Source organism: Pseudomonas sp. OTU5201 (genome assembly GCF_038440135.1).
GTDB lineage: Bacteria > Pseudomonadota > Gammaproteobacteria > Pseudomonadales > Pseudomonadaceae > Metapseudomonas > Metapseudomonas resinovorans.
This window is the reverse complement of record NZ_JASATC010000043.1, coordinates 19,301-34,460: the sequence shown is the minus strand read 5'-3', so window position 1 is coordinate 34,460 and position 15,160 is coordinate 19,301. Positions and strand designations below refer to the sequence as shown.

Genomic DNA, 15,160 nt, shown 5'->3' with positions numbered 1-15,160 from the left:
CCTGATTTCCGCACAATGAATACGATTGAAGCTAGTTTATCCACGATTATTCGACCAATAAAGTTCACTCCAGAGCCGAAATCCTTCGGCCACTCTGGAGAGTTCAGCGATGAGTTCCAAACGCCTCAACTACTACCAAGCCGCTCCACAAGCCATGAAGGCCATGATGGGCCTCGAAAAAGCCGCATCCGAATCGGTGCTGCCGCGTTCCCTGCGTGAGCTGGTACGGATTCGCGCTTCTCAGATCAACGGATGCGCCTACTGCATTGACATGCACACCACCGATGCGGCCAAGGAAGGCGAAAGCCTCCAGCGTCTGATGGCGGTTAGCGTCTGGAAGGAAACACCGTTCTTCGACGATCGTGAACGCGCCGCCCTACTCTGGACCGAAACGCTGACTCTGGTTGCCACGCGTCATGCGCCCGATGAGGTCTACGAACAGGTGGCCGCCGTGTTCACCGAGCAGGAGCTGGCTGAACTCACCTTCGTCATTGCCGCGATCAACGCCTGGAACCGCTTCGGCGTCGGCTTTGCGATGCAGCCGGAGTTAGCGCCATGAACCTGCTCACCAAGACCATCGGAATTGCCTTCATGGGGTTGCTCAGTACCGCTGCCCTGGCCCACGGGAGCGGCGGTGCCGGAGACGAAATCGTCACGCCGGTCGCGCAGACCACACTGCCGCCCCAGCTATACAGGACGGCCACTGCGGTACGCGTGGACTTTGCCCCTGGCGCCACCTCAACGCCCCATCGTCACCCCGGACACGTCTTCGTGGTGGTGCTGAGTGGTGAAGTGGAATCTGCCCTCGACGGCCATGCTCCGCAGCGCTTCAAGGCGGGCGACGCCTGGTACGAAAGCCCCATGCAGTTGCACCGTGTCACCCGCAATGCCAGCGCTTCGGAACCGGCTTCATTGGTGGCCTGGCTGTTGTCCGACGGCAAAGAGGCGCTCGTCCAGCCCGTCAAGTTGAAACCCTAGTTCGCCCTGCAGCGGCAACGCGGCCTCCCCCGGTTGCGCGCGGAAATCGGTGCTCTCGCAACTTTCGATGGAAACGAGAGCGCCACCCTTACTCGAACATCACGTTCCGGAGATCGATATGAAAGCCCTCAAAATCCTGTTCATTTGTGCCGTCGTGGGTACTGCAGCCCCGGTATTTGCCGAGGGTGGCAGCGATCGCCTGATCGAACAGATCGACGCCCGCCACGCCTCGTCCATCAGCCGCTAGGCAGCAACCGGTGCTTTCCTTGAAGCCTTCAAGTGGCCCGGAAACGCCCATGCCAGGGACGGCCGCGTAAACCCCTAAGCACTTCGTCAGGCGCTCAAGACGGCCTGATAAGCACGCCCAGCCCCTAACCCATCGCGCACCGCAAACATGATGCGGACGGAGAACCACCGTGAAAAATCCCGCCCAGAACAGAGGAACTTCAGTTCGGAAGTACGTCCCGGCAACCGGCAACGGGTTTTCCGCTATCGCGCTGTTGGTCGCGCTTTCGCTGGGGTTGACCGCCTGCAAGGAAGGCGTGGCCGATACCCCGGCACCGTCCGTCGCCCCCAGCGTCGATGTCGCGCGAGTGGTGCACAAGGAAACCCAGCAATGGAACGAGTTCAACGGGCGCATCGCGGCAACCGACGCCGTCGAGATTCGTCCACGAGTCAGCGGCTACATCCGCCAGATCGCATTCGCCGAAGGCAGCGAAGTCAAACGCGGCGACCTGCTGTTCGAGATCGACCCCCGCCCCTTCGAAGCTGAACTGAACAGCGCCCTCGCCCGCCTGGAACAGGCCCAGGCGGCGTTCGCCCTGGCCAAGGTCCAAAACCAGCGCGCCCAACGCCTGTTGCCCACGAGCGCCATTTCCCGGGATGCCGCCGACGCCAAGCGGTCGGCCCTGCTGCAAAGCGAAGCCGCAGTCAGAGAAGCCAAGGCCGCTGTTGCGGTGGCGAAGCTGAACGTGGAGTTCACCCAGGTGCGTTCGCCCATCGACGGCAAGGTGAGCACCGCGCAACTGACCCTCGGAAACCTGGCCGTCGCGGACCAATCGGTGCTGACCAGGGTCGTCTCGATCAACCCCATATACGTCTACTTCGATCCGGACGAGAAAAGCTTCTTGAGCTATGCGCAAGGTCAGGAATCCAAGTCCGGCGTTGCCGTCCGCGTGGGGCTGGCGAACGAAGAAGGGTTCCCTCATTCGGGCAAGGCGGATTTCCTCGACAACGTGCTCGACCCGCAGACTGGCACCATCCGGGCGCGCGCCACCCTGGACAACACCCAGCGCAAATTCACGCCTGGCCTTTTCGCGCGAGTGCGCTTGGCCAACGCAGGAAAGGCGGATGCCATCCTGGTGGATGACAAGGCAGTCCTGACGGACCAGGACAAGAAGTACGTCTACGTGCTGGCCGAAGACAACACCGTCAGCCGCCAGGACATCGTCCTCGGCGCGCTCACCGATGACGGTCTTCGCATCGTATCGAAAGGACTCTCGAAGAATGACCGCATCGTGGTCAACGGCCTGCATAGAGTGCCCGTGTCGGGCGCTGTCGTTGCCCCCGTCGAAATCACCATGTAGCCGCAGGTGAGCCGCCATGAACTTCTCGAAAATATTCATTGAAAAACCCATCTACGCGATCGTGCTGTCCCTGGTGATTTTCGCGCTGGGCATGGTGTCCATTCCGCAGCTGCCGGTGGGCGAATACCCGGAAGTGGTGCCGCCGAGCGTGGTAGTGCGTGCGGTCTATTCCGGCGCCAATCCCAAGGAAATCTCGGAAACCGTCGCAACACCACTCGAGGAAGCCATCAACGGGGTCGAGGGGATCATGTACATGAAGTCCGTTTCGGGCTCGGACGGCACCCTGCAGATCATCGTCACCTTCCAGCCCTCGGTAGACCCCGACACTGCAGCAGTGCGGGTACAGAACCGGGTCAACCAGGCGCTGAGCCGGCTGCCGGAGGAAGTGCGTCAGTACGGTGTGACTACCCAGAAGCAGTCGCCCACGCCGCTGATGTATGTGAGCCTCTTCTCCGAAGACCCGAAGTACGACTCCCTGTACCTGCGCAACTACCTGACCCTCAACGTCAAGGACGAGCTGTCCAGAATCCAGGGTATCGGCAACGTCGGACTCTACGGTGCCGGCGACTACGCCATGCGCGTCTGGCTGGACCCGGACAAGCTGGCTTCTCGCGGGCTTGCCGTATCCGACGTGGTGAGCGCGATCGGTGAACAGAACGCCCAGGCATCCGCCGGCCAGCTGGGGGCGGAACCCTCGCCGACTTCCACGAACTTCCTGATTCCCATCAGCGTTCGCGGCCGCCTGAAAAACGAAGACGAATTCAAGGAGATCGTGCTCAAGGTGGGTGACCAAGGTCAGGTCGTGACCCTTGCCGATGTAGCGCGCGTCGAGCTGGGCTCCGGCGATTACACCATGCGCGTCCAGAAGAACGGCCAGAACGCCACGACCATCGGCGTCTTCCTTTCCCCCGGCGCCAACGCCCTGGAAGTGGCCGACGCGGTCTACGCCAAGCTCGACAAGCTCGCCGTGGATTTCCCCGAAGGCGTCAAGTACCAGGCCGTGTGGGACCCCACTACGTTCGTGCGGGATTCGATCAGCTCGGTGAAGGTCACCCTGATCGAAGCTGTGGTGCTGGTCATCCTGGTCGTCATCCTCTTCCTGCAGACCTGGAGAGCCTCGCTCATTCCGCTGGCGGCGGTGCCGGTGTCTGTCGTCGGCACCTTCGTGTTCCTGCTGTTGCTCGGCTATTCCATCAACACCCTGACGCTCTTCGGCCTGGTGCTGGCCATCGGCATCGTGGTGGACGACGCCATCGTGGTCGTCGAGAACGTGGAGCGCTACATCGCCGAAGGGCTCACACCCAAGGCGGCCGCCCACAAGGCCATGGAGGAAGTGTCCGGCCCGATCATCGCCATCGCACTGGTGCTCTGTGCCGTCTTCGTTCCGATGGCGTTCCTCTCAGGGATCACCGGTGAGTTCTACAAGCAGTTCGCGGTGACCATCGCCATCTCCACCGTCATCTCCGCCATCAACTCGCTCACCCTTTCGCCCGCCCTGGCAGCCAAACTGCTGGTGCCCCACGGGGCGCCCAAGGACAGGTTCGAAAGGCTGATCTCCGCCTGCCTCGGCTGGCTCTTCACGCCGTTCAATCGCTTCTTCCTGAAAAGCTCCAACGGCTACGGCCGCTCCGTAGCCAGAACGCTGGGCAGGCGCGGCATCTTCCTGTCGTTCTACCTGGTCCTGCTGGGCGGCACGGCTTACCTGTTCAACCAGGTTCCTGCCGGCTTCATCCCGACCCAGGACAAGCTCTACCTCTTCAGTGGCGCGCAGCTTCCGGGCGGTGCTTCGCTGTCGCGGACGGCAGAGGTAGCGCGGCAGATGAGCGATGCGGCTCGCTCCACCGAAGGCGTCGAGCTGGTTTCCGACTACATCGGCTTCAATGCGCTGCAGACGGTGAACACGCCGAACGTTTCGGCTTCCTATGTGGTGTTGAAGCCTTTCAACGAGCGGACCCGCACTGCAACGGAGATCACGGCGGAGCTGAACGAGAAGTTCTCGAAGATCAAGGGCGGTTACACCTATGCCTTGATGCCCCCGCCGATCCAAGGGCTCGGCAATGGCTCGGGCTATTCCCTCTACCTTAAGGACCGCGCGGGTCTGGGCTTTCCGGCGCTGAACGCCGCCCTGACCCGACTCCAGGCAGAGATCGCCGCCACGCCCGGCATGTCCTATCCGGTGACCTCCTACCAGGCCAACATCCCGCAACTCGAAGTGGTGGTAGACCGGGTAAAGGCCAAGGTCCAGGGTGTGTCCGTGAAGGATATTTTCGAGACCCTGCAAACCTATCTCGGCGCGGTGTACGTCAACGACTTCAACAAGTTCGGCCGCGTGTACCGCGTCATGGTCCAGGCGGATGCTGCCTATCGGCAGAAGGTGAGCGACATCGAGAGTTTGCAAGTGCGCAACAACCGGGGCGTCATGGTACCCATCTCCTCGGTCGTGCGCGTCGAGCAGAGCTTTGGCCCTGATCCGGTCATCCGCTACAACGGCTATCCGGCTGCCGACCTCATCGGCGGAACCGATCCAACAGTGATGTCGTCTTCCCAGGCCATCGAGAAGATCACCGAGATAGCTGCGAAGGTATTGCCAGCGGGCATCGAACTGGAATGGACGGACCTGAGCTACCAGGAGGTCACCCAGTCCAACTCCGCGATCATCGTCTTCCCGGTGGCCATCCTGCTGGTTTTCGTGACCCTTGCCGTGCTGTACGAAAGCTGGCTCCTGCCCTTCTCGGTGATCCTGATCGTGCCGGCTTCGATCTTCTCCGCGCTCCTCGGCGTCTGGCTGACCGGTGGCGACAACAATATTTTCGTGCAGGTGGGGCTTGTGGTCCTGATAGGGCTGGCCTGCAAGAACGCCATCCTGATCGTGGAGTTCGCGCGGGAGCTGGAAATGCAGGGACGGGAGACCCTAGAGGCCACCATCGAGGCGTGCCGCCTGCGCCTGCGCCCGATCATCATGACCTCCATCGCGTTCATCGCAGGGTCCGTGCCGCTGCTGTTAGGCCAGGGCGCCGGCGGCGAGATTCGCCTGGCCACCGGGGTCACGGTGTTCGCGGGCATGTTGGGGGTGACGCTCTTCGGTCTGTTCCTGACACCCATCTTCTACGTGGCGATTCGCAAGCTATCCGGAGAGTCAATCGCACGTCCCATAGTCGATGGAGCTCCCCTTTACGCACCTCACCGTTAACTGCTGCGTCAACTTGAAGCCGGGCAGCCAGCAATACCGCCGTTGCATTCAACGGTGTTGCTGGCTGCTCGGTCCCTCATGCCAGATCAAAAGGCCGGCAGCTGGTTCCTTGCCTCTACGAAATCCGTGTCTCTCCCTCTTCCCCAGCAGCAGGCGCCGAGCGACTAGCCCCTATCACGTCACAATCGTTATCCGGCTGTTGGAGAAGTGCGCTCACCAGGGGCTGATCCGAATCGGATGAGCAGGCTGCCCCGTCCATCAGCCTGGCGCAAATCGCAGGACTACTCGGCTATTCAGACGCCAGCGAATTCAGCCGGGCATCCAATCGCTGGTTCCACATCAGCCCCGTGAAGTGGCAAAAGAGACACCGCTCTAACAGGGAACTCGGCGAGACGTCCGCAAAGAACGTTGCCGCCGCGTCAGTGTGCATGGCTACCTCAGGGAAAAATGCGCGGGGAATCCCCGCTCGACCGGCGAACGGCGCAACGTCCACCTATGTGCGCTAGCAGACAGACGCCTGTGGACTCTCCACCCAGACTCGATCAGGCAACTTTGCACAGCACGTGACCCGGGTAGCTGCATGATGGGGTTGCGGCACTGCGTGCCGTGACCCCAGCGGCCGGGCATGCGCACGAGCATTCCGACGCTATTGGCGACTACTGCGATGAATATCTTGCATACCTTGGCATCGCTCCGGCCACCCACTCTCAACGCCCTGCTCTCGCGCTGGCGGACGGCCTTCCAACATTTCGAGTATGAGCCCGACTTGCGCTCTGACCTCTTCAGCGCGGAACAGATGGAGCAGCATGGCCCTCTCCTCGCTGGGCTGCACCGGCTCAGCCCCCTCAGGAAGCCGGACGGGTTGTTGCAGCGGCTGGCCGACAACGAAGCGACCCTCGCCAGCAGTTGCAGGATTCTTACGGCTGCCGCGCTGTCGAGCCGGCGCATTACGCCCGCCGGGGAATGGCTGCTGGACAACCACTACCTCATCGAAGAGCAGATCCGCACCGCCCGGAAACACCTTCCGACGGGTTACTGCCGGGAGCTGCCGCACTTGGCTACCGGCGGCTCTGAGGGGCTACCGCGGGTTTATGACATCGCCCTGGAGACCATTTCCCACGGAGATGGACGGGTAGACTGCGACAGCCTCAGTCGATTCGTCAGCGCCTACCAGGCGACGACCCCGCTCAAGCTCGGCGAACTCTGGGCTATTCCCATCATGCTGCGCCTGGCGCTGATCGAGAACCTGCGCCGCGTGGCCTCACGCGTTATGGCCAACTGGGATGACCGCAACCTGGCCGATGACTGGGCGGATCGGTTGGCCGAGACTGCCGAGCAGGACCCGAAGAGCGTGGTGTTGACAGTGGCCGACATGGCGCGCGCTTCGCCGCCGATGACCAGCTCCTTCGTCGCCGAACTGGCCCGCCGCCTGCAAGGTCAGAGCGCGGCGCTGGCATTGCCGCTGAGCTGGATCGAACAGCATCTGGCCGAATCCGGGCTGAGCATCGAGCGCCTGGTATCGGCTGATGCCCAGCAGCAAGCCGCCGACCAGGTAGCCGTCAGCAACAGCATTGCCAGCCTGCGCCTGTTGTCGGCAACCAACTGGCGTGACTTCGTCGAAGCCATGAGCCATGTCGAGCAGTCGTTGCAAGAGGACCCCTCCGGTGTGTACAGCACCATGGAGTTCGCTACCCGGGACCTTTATCGGCATGTGGTCGAACACCTGGCCAAGCGCTGCGAACACTCGGAATCAGCCGTTGCCCGCACCGCCCTCGAGCTGGCAAGTCGCGCGCCGGCCGAGGCGATCGCCGGCCACGTTGGCTACTACCTCATCGACAACGGACGGCCTGAACTCGAACAACGCCTGGGAGTTCGCCTGACACTCCGGGAACGCTGGGAACGCTTATTGCGGAGCGCGCCCTTGCTCTTCTATCTGGGCCCGGTGATCGCGCTGGCACTGGGCTTGACCTGGCCTTTCATCCATTGGGCGCTGGCCAGCGGGCTGCCTACCATTGCAGTGGCCCTGTTGGCGCTGTCCGCCGCCCTGATGGCGAGCCGGTTGGCGGTCAGCCTGGTGAACTGGCTGGTCACCCTGACCGTGACTCCCCACCAACTACCACGGTTGGATTACAGCAAAGGTATCCCCACCGAGGCTCGCACCCTGGTGGTGGTGCCCACCTTGATCGGTAGCGCCAAGGACATCGACGAGCTGTGCGAAGGCCTTGAGGTCCGTTTCCTGGCCAACCGCGACGACAACCTGCATTTCGCCCTTCTGAGCGATTTCCTGGACGCCGGCACCGAAGTTCAGGAGCAGGACGTCGAATTGCAGTCCCTGGCGCAAGGGTGTATCGAAGCGCTGAACCTCAAATACCCCGGCGGCGCGGTAGACCGGTTCTTCCTGTTCCATCGCGCGCGTCGCTGGAACCCGGCTGAGCGAACCTGGATGGGCTTCGAGCGCAAGCGGGGCAAGCTCTCCGAGCTCAACGCCCTGTTGCGCGGTACCGGCCTGGATCGCTTCTCCTTGATTGTCGGCAGGATCGACATCCTCCGTCAGGTGCAGTACGTCATCACCCTCGACACCGATACTCAGCTGCCGCGTGATGCCGCGCGGCAGTTCGTCGGCACCCTGGCTCACCCGCTCAACCGCGCCCGGTTCGATCCCCGGCGGCCATGTATCATCGGTGGTTACGCCATCCTGCAACCACGGGTGGGCATCAGCCTGCCGAGCACGGCGCGCTCCGTATACGCCCAACTGCTCGGCAGCGATGCCGGCGTCGACCCCTATACCCGTGCCGTATCGGACGTTTACCAGGACCTGTTCCAACAAGGCTCGTTCATCGGCAAGGGCATCTACGCGGTGGATGCCTTCGAGCGGTCCCTCAACGGCCAGTTCCCGAATAACAGGATCCTCAGCCATGACCTGATCGAGGGTTGCTTCGCACGCTCCGGGCTGCTCAGCGATGTGCAGCTGTACGAGGAATTCCCGTCGCGCTACAGCAGTGATGTGAAGCGCCGTCACCGCTGGATTCGCGGCGACTGGCAACTGTTGCCCTGGACCCTCCCCTGGGCGCCGAACGCCCAAGGGCGCCACGAGCGCAACCGTCTTGATGCCCTGTCGCGCTGGAAGATCGCCGACAACCTGCGGCGCAGCCTCGAACCCGCCGCGTTTCTGTCGATGTTCCTGGCCGGCTGGCTTCTCGTGGACCAGCCCCTGGGCTGGACTTTGGCGATACTCGCCATCGGCATGCTCACGCCCCTGCTCGCATCATTGCTCGATCTGGTGCGCAAACCCCATGACATGTCGCTGGGGCAGCACCTCACCGCCTGCCTGCGCACCTCCTCCCAGCATTTTTCCCGCGCCTTGCTGAGCCTGGCCTGGCTGCCCCATGAAAGCCACTACAGCCTCGACGCCATCCTCCGCACGCTGTGGCGCATGTACGTCAGCAAATCGTGGCTGTTGCAGTGGAGCCCATCACGGGAAGTCGAACGCACCAGCACCAACCAACTGAGCGGCCTGTACCGGATGATGTGGATCGGCCCGGCACTGGCCGTGTTGCTCGCGGCGTTGCTGCTGATGAAACCGGCGGCCCTGGCGGCGGCCGCCCCCCTGCTGTTGCTGTGGCTGGCCAGCCCCGCCATCGCCTGGCGACTGAGCAGGCCGTCGACACCCAAGCGCTTTGCTCCAGCGGCAGTAGACCTGCGCTTTCTGCGCAACCTGGCGCGTCAGACGTGGGCATTCTTCGACCAGCATGTCGCCCCCGAGGACAACTGGCTGCCGCCCGATAACCTCCAGGAGCACCCCACCCCTACCCTCGCCCACCGCACGTCACCGACCAACATAGGGGCCGCCATCCTGGCTAACCTGGCCGCCTATGACTTCGGCTACCTCAGTGCGACACGCCTGCTACAGCGCTGCGAACACACCCTGGCCACCATGGCGCGTCTCGACCGTCACCGCCGGCACTTCTACAACTGGTACGACACCCAGACTTTGCAGCCCCTGGCCCCGCAATATGTCTCGACCGTGGACAGCGGCAACCTGGCGGGAATGCTGCTGACCCTGGGCCCCGGACTTCTGGCGCTGGCGGACGATAGCCCATTCCAGGCGAACCAGTTGCGTGGTCTCGAAGACACCCTTGCCGTCCTGGAGGTCGCTTGCGCCGAAGAAGAACACGCGAGGCCATCCCTGCGCAGGCTTCGCGACCTGCTGGATGCCGTACTGGCAGAGCCGCCGACATCGCTGGCGGCAGCCTGCGGTTGCCTGCAAACACTGCGCGACCGCGTGGAGGAACTGGCGACGGCCAGCGAAGCTGCGCCCGACAGTGATGCCGCATTCTGGCTGCAAGCCCTACGCGCACAATGCGCGGACCTGCACGACCAGTTGCGACTCTGCCAGTTGCCCGGCTCCGACGTTGAGTCCGCCTGCGCAGACCTTTCGCCCCTGCCCTCCTGGCGCCAACTCGCCCAAGTCGATGCCGACCTGTGGCCTGAATCGGTGCGAGACAGCGTGGCCGCAGTGCGCCGCCATGCAGCCGCACGGATCGGCGATGCCGAGCGCCTGGCCGAGGCAGCGGCCGGCTTCGCGGAGATGGACTTCGGCTTCCTATATGACAGCGAGCGCAACCTGTTCTGTATCGGCTACAACGTCGACGAACGCCGCCGGGATGGCAGCTACTACGACCTGCTCGCGTCCGAAGCACGGCTGAGCACCTTCGTGGCGATCGCCCAGGGCCAATTGCCCCAGTCGAGCTGGTTCAGCCTTGGCCGCCTGCTCACCAGCACTCGGGGAGTACCGGTCCTGTTGTCCTGGTCCGGCTCGATGTTCGAGTACCTGATGCCGCTGCTGGTGATGCCGAATTACGAAGGCACCCTGCTCGACCAGACGTGCTGCGCCGCGGTCGCCCGGCAGATCGAATACGGCCAGCAGATGGGGCTTCCCTGGGGGGTATCGGAGTCCGGCTACAACACGCTGGATGCGCACTTCAATTACCAGTATCGGGCCTTCGGCGTACCCGGCCTGGGACTCAAGCGTGGCCTTGGCGATGACATGGTGGTGGCACCCTACGCCTCGGCACTCGCCCTGCTGATAGCCCCTGAGCTGGCCTGCCGTAATCTGCAAGCCCTGGCCACACAAGGCTTGGCCGGACGCTATGGTCTGTACGAAGCCATCGACTTCACCCAGGCGCGCCTGCCCCGAGGACAAGGCTTTGCAGTGGTGCGTTCGTTCATGGCCCACCACCAGGGCATGAGCTTGCTGGCACTGGCCAGCCTGTTGCTCGATCGTCCCATGCAGAAGCGCTTCGAGTCGGATCCGCAGTTCCAGGCGAGTGCGCTGTTGTTGCAGGAGCGTGTGCCCAAGAGCGCGCAGGAGTACCAGTACACCTACGACTTCCAGGCCGGCAGCACCGCCACCCGTCCCGTCGAGAACAGGCTGCGTATATACGCAGATCCGGGACGCCGTCAGCCCGCCGTGCAACTGCTCTCCAATGGCCGCTACCACGTGATGGTCAGCAGCGCCGGTGGCGGCTACAGTCGCTGCCGCGAGATGGCCGTCACGCGCTGGCACGAAGACGTCACTTGCGATGACTGGGGCATGTTCTGTTACCTGCGCGATATCGCCAGCGATGAATTCTGGTCCGCCGCGCACCAGCCGACGCTGAAACGCCCGGACCAGTATGAAGCTATTTTCTCCGATGCCCGCGCGGAGTTTCGCGTTCGCCATCGTGACTTCGACGCCCACAGTGAGATTGTCGTTTCCCCGGAAGATGACATCGAACTGCGCAGGATCACCTTGACCAACCGCGCTCGCGCCCGGCGCAGCATCGAGATCACCAGCTATGCCGAAGTGGTGCTGGCACCGGCCATCAGCGATGCGTTGCACCGGGCGTTCAGCAATCTTTTTGTACAGACCGAACTACTCGAGCCACTCCAGGCGATCCTCTGCACGCGCCGGCCACGTTCGCGCGAGGAGCAGGCACCCTGGTTCTGTCACCTGCTGGCGGTGCATGGGGCGAACATCGAGGCCATCTCCTACGAGACCGACCGCGCGCGCTTCATCGGCCGGGGCCGCAGCCTGGTCAACCCGGCGGCCATGGATTCCGACGCGCAGGCGCTGGGTGGCGCCTCCGGTTCCGTCCTCGACCCTGTTGCATCGATCCGCTGCCGTATCTCCCTGGATGCGGGCGAGAGCGTCACCCTCGACCTGGTCAGCGGCGTCAGCGACAGCCGCGATGGCTGCCTGCAACTGATCGACAAGTACCGCGACCGCCACCTTGCCGACCGGGTTTTCGATCTCGCCTGGACCCACAGTCAGGTGCTGCTGCGTCAGCTCAACGTATCCCTGGCAGATGCCTGGCTCTACGAGCAAATGGCTGCGTCCATCCTCTATGCCAATGGGGCTCTACGAGCCAAGAACGGCGCCCTGACCAGCAATCAGCGCAACCAGTCCGGCCTCTGGGGCCAGGCCATTTCCGGCGACTTGCCAATCGTGCTGCTGCAGATCGCCGATCCGGCCAACATCGAGCTGGTGCGCCAGCTGGTGCAGGCCCACGCCTACTGGCGACAGAAGGGCCTGGCGGTCGACCTGGTGATCTGGAACGAGGACAGCGCGGGCTACCGGCAGAAATTGCAGGACCTGATCATGGGCCTGATCACCTCTGGCGCCGAGGCCAACCTGATCGACCGGCCCGGCGGGATCTTCGTGAGGCCGGCGCAACAGCTCTCGCAAGAAGATCGCACCCTGATCAAAGCAGTCGCGCGGATCATTCTCAGCGACACCGCAGGCACACTGCACGACCAGGTACTTCGCCGGCAGCCCAAGGCGCCCTGGCAGCGCTTCGACCCGGACCTCATCCTCCCGCCGACACAACCGCCGGTGCCGGCCACCGGCGTCGCCGACCCCGCCCTGTGCCTGGCCAACGCCTATGGAGGTTTCAGTCGCGACGGCAAGGAGTACGTGCTGAAGCTGGAACCCGGTGTCGCCACCCCTGCTCCCTGGGTCAATGTGCTGGCCAATCCGGCGTTCGGTACCGTCATCTCGGAAAGTGGAAATGCCTATACCTGGAACCTCAATGCCCACGAGTTCCGCCTGACACCCTGGCAGAACGATGCGGTTCGAGATTCCGGTGGCGAGGCGCTCTACCTGCGCGACGACGAGACCGGCCACTACTGGTCGCCCACGCCCTTGCCCCGGCGCGGCAGCGGGCCGTACGTGACACGCCATGGCTTTGGCTACAGCTGTTTCGAGCACCGCGAAGAAGGTATCGAAAGCGAACTCTGGGTCTACGTGGCGCTCGATGCGCCGATCAAGTATTCCCTGCTGAAAGTCCGCAACCTTTCCGGCCGCCCCCGCAAACTGTCCGTTACCGGCTACGTCGAGTGGGTATTGGGCGACCTGCGGGACAAGACCGCCATGCACCTGGTCACCGAGCTCGACAGCGAAAGCGGCGCGCTGCTCGCGCGTAATGCCTACTCAATGGAGTTTCCCGGACGGGTGGCGTTTTTCGCGGTGACCCCGCCACGCCGCAGCCACACCGCTGACCGCAGCGAGTTCATAGGCCGCAACGGCAATCTCCAAGCACCGGCCGCGATGGCCCAGGGGCAACTCCTGGGGCAATGCGGCGGCGGCCTTGACCCCTGCGCCGCCCTCCAGGTCGGCATCGAACTTGCCCCCGGAGCCTCACGCGAACTGGTGTTCTGTCTGGGCGCCGAGCCGGACGCCGGGGCTGCCAGGGACCTGCTGCGCAATGCCCTCGCCCCTGGTGCAGCCCATAAAGCCTTGCACGCCGTACGCGAGTACTGGCGCGAAACCCTGGGCCAAGTGCGGGTGGAAACGGCAGAGCCCGCAGTGGATCTCCTGCTCAATGGCTGGCTGCTGTACCAGGTCATCGCCTCGCGCTTCCTGGCCCGCAGCGGCTACTACCAGTCTGGTGGCGCCTATGGCTTCCGTGACCAACTGCAGGACAGCATGGCCATGCTGCACACGACGCCCGCGAGCGCGCGCGAGCACATGCTGCTGTGCGCGGCCCATCAGTTCCTGGAAGGCGATGTGCAACATTGGTGGCACCCTCCCCTGGACCGCGGCGTGCGCACGCGCTGTTCGGACGACTATCTGTGGCTGCCCTTGGCCGTCAGCCGCTATGTACGGATAACCGGCGACCAGACCGTGCTCGAGGAGCGGGTCGGCTACCTCGAAGGACGTGAACTGAATGCGGGCGAGGAATCCTACTATGACCTGCCGGAGCGTTCGCTGCTGCAGGAAAGCCTCTACCAGCATTGCCTGCGCGCGCTGGAACGGGGAATGGCACGCGGCGCCCACGGACTGCCACTGATGGGGGGCGGCGACTGGAACGACGGCATGAACCGGGTCGGTGAACTGGGTACGGGTGAGAGCGTGTGGCTGGGCTTCTTCCAGCACGCGGTCATGGAGCAGTTCGCGGTGACCGCGCAGGAGCATGGCGATACCCCCTTTGCCGTGCGCTGCAACCAGCAGGCGGCGCTGCTACGTGCAAGCCTGGACACGCACGGCTGGGATGGCGCCTGGTATCGACGTGCCTACTTCGATGACGGATCGCCGCTCGGCTCGGCCGGCAATGAGGAATGCCGCATCGACTCCATCGCCCAGAGCTGGTGTGTCCTTTCGGGGGCTGCTCCGGCCGAGCGGCGACGGCAGGCCATGGATTCCCTCCATGAGCACCTGGTGCAGCGCAAATCCCGTCTGATCCTGCTGCTTGCACCGCCGTTTGACCGCTCGCAACCCGATCCTGGCTATATCAAGGGCTATGTACCCGGTGTACGCGAGAACGGCGGTCAGTACACCCACGCAGCGGTCTGGGCGAGCATGGCCTTCGCCGAAATGGGCGACAGCGCACGAGCCTGGGAACTGCTCGACATGATCAACCCGATCAGCCATGGCCTAGCTGGCGCGATCGAAGCGTACAAAGTCGAGCCCTACGTGCTGGCAGCCGATGTCTATGCCATGTCACCGCACGAAGGCCGTGGCGGGTGGACCTGGTACACCGGCGCGGCTGGCTGGATGTTCCGCCTGATCCTCGAATCCCTGTTGGGCGTACACCGCGAGGGCGCAAGCCTGAGCTTCGCACCCGTGCTGCAGGCAGCCTCGCGGGGGTACCGCCTGGACTACCGCTTCGGCTCGACGCTGTACCACATCAACCTGGTGCAGACCGATGTCGTGCCTGGAAGACAGCAGGTCAGCCTTGATGGCGAAAAGCGCGATGATGGCCGCGTACCCCTGGTGGACGATGGCCAGGACCACCATGTCGAAGTCCACTGCCAACCCTGCGGCCTCGTGCAACCGCGAGCCGGGCCCGAGGACAGGGCCGCGCACACATCGGGGCACGGGGATGGCACGGCCTGAAACAAGACACGGCAGCTTCCGTTGCCCTCG

General features: G+C 63.6%; 6 protein-coding genes. All 6 read left to right on the top strand.

The window, feature by feature from the left end:
* Positions 1-109 precede the first annotated feature (109 nt).
* The 6 genes from AAHM40_RS22300 (at position 110) to AAHM40_RS22275 (ending at position 15,130) form a co-directional block, all read left to right on the top strand.
* Complete coding sequence (locus AAHM40_RS22300) at positions 110-559, top strand: carboxymuconolactone decarboxylase family protein (protein WP_342246614.1); 450 nt, start codon at positions 110-112, stop codon at positions 557-559.
* Positions 556-978 (top strand): cupin domain-containing protein, encoded by a 423-nt coding sequence (locus AAHM40_RS22295; RefSeq protein ID WP_342246613.1) that lies wholly within the window; start codon positions 556-558, stop codon positions 976-978. Before AAHM40_RS22300 ends, AAHM40_RS22295 begins: the two co-directional genes overlap by 4 nt.
* 118 nt (positions 979-1,096) lie before the next feature.
* Positions 1,097-1,225 (top strand): co-regulatory protein PtrA N-terminal domain-containing protein, encoded by a 129-nt coding sequence (locus tag AAHM40_RS22290; protein ID WP_342246612.1) that lies wholly within the window; start codon positions 1,097-1,099, stop codon positions 1,223-1,225.
* 169 nt (positions 1,226-1,394) lie between these two features.
* Positions 1,395-2,564 carry an efflux RND transporter periplasmic adaptor subunit gene (locus AAHM40_RS22285; protein ID WP_342246611.1) on the top strand — a complete coding sequence of 390 codons (1,170 nt, stop codon included), beginning with the start codon at positions 1,395-1,397 and terminating at the stop codon, positions 2,562-2,564.
* A 16-nt stretch (positions 2,565-2,580) separates the two neighbouring features.
* Positions 2,581-5,754, top strand: a complete 3,174-nt coding sequence (locus AAHM40_RS22280; protein WP_342246610.1) for an efflux RND transporter permease subunit — start codon at positions 2,581-2,583, stop codon at positions 5,752-5,754.
* A gap of 664 nt (positions 5,755-6,418) precedes the next feature.
* The gene (locus tag AAHM40_RS22275) at positions 6,419-15,130 is read left to right on the top strand and encodes a GH36-type glycosyl hydrolase domain-containing protein (RefSeq protein ID WP_342246609.1); all 8,712 of its coding nucleotides are present in this window, start codon (positions 6,419-6,421) and stop codon (positions 15,128-15,130) included.
* The last annotated feature ends 30 nt before the right edge of the window (positions 15,131-15,160 follow it).

Excerpts from the sequence above, each read along its gene's own strand:
- AAHM40_RS22295 (WP_342246613.1), top strand. The coding sequence starts at position 556 with ATGAACCTGCTCACCAAGACCATCGGAATTGCCTTCATGGGGTTGCTC.
- AAHM40_RS22280 (WP_342246610.1), top strand. The coding sequence starts at position 2,581 with ATGAACTTCTCGAAAATATTCATTGAAAAACCCATCTACGCGATCGTG.
- AAHM40_RS22290 (WP_342246612.1), top strand. The coding sequence starts at position 1,097 with ATGAAAGCCCTCAAAATCCTGTTCATTTGTGCCGTCGTGGGTACTGCA.
- AAHM40_RS22275 (WP_342246609.1), top strand. The coding sequence starts at position 6,419 with ATGAATATCTTGCATACCTTGGCATCGCTCCGGCCACCCACTCTCAAC.
- AAHM40_RS22300 (WP_342246614.1), top strand. The coding sequence starts at position 110 with ATGAGTTCCAAACGCCTCAACTACTACCAAGCCGCTCCACAAGCCATG.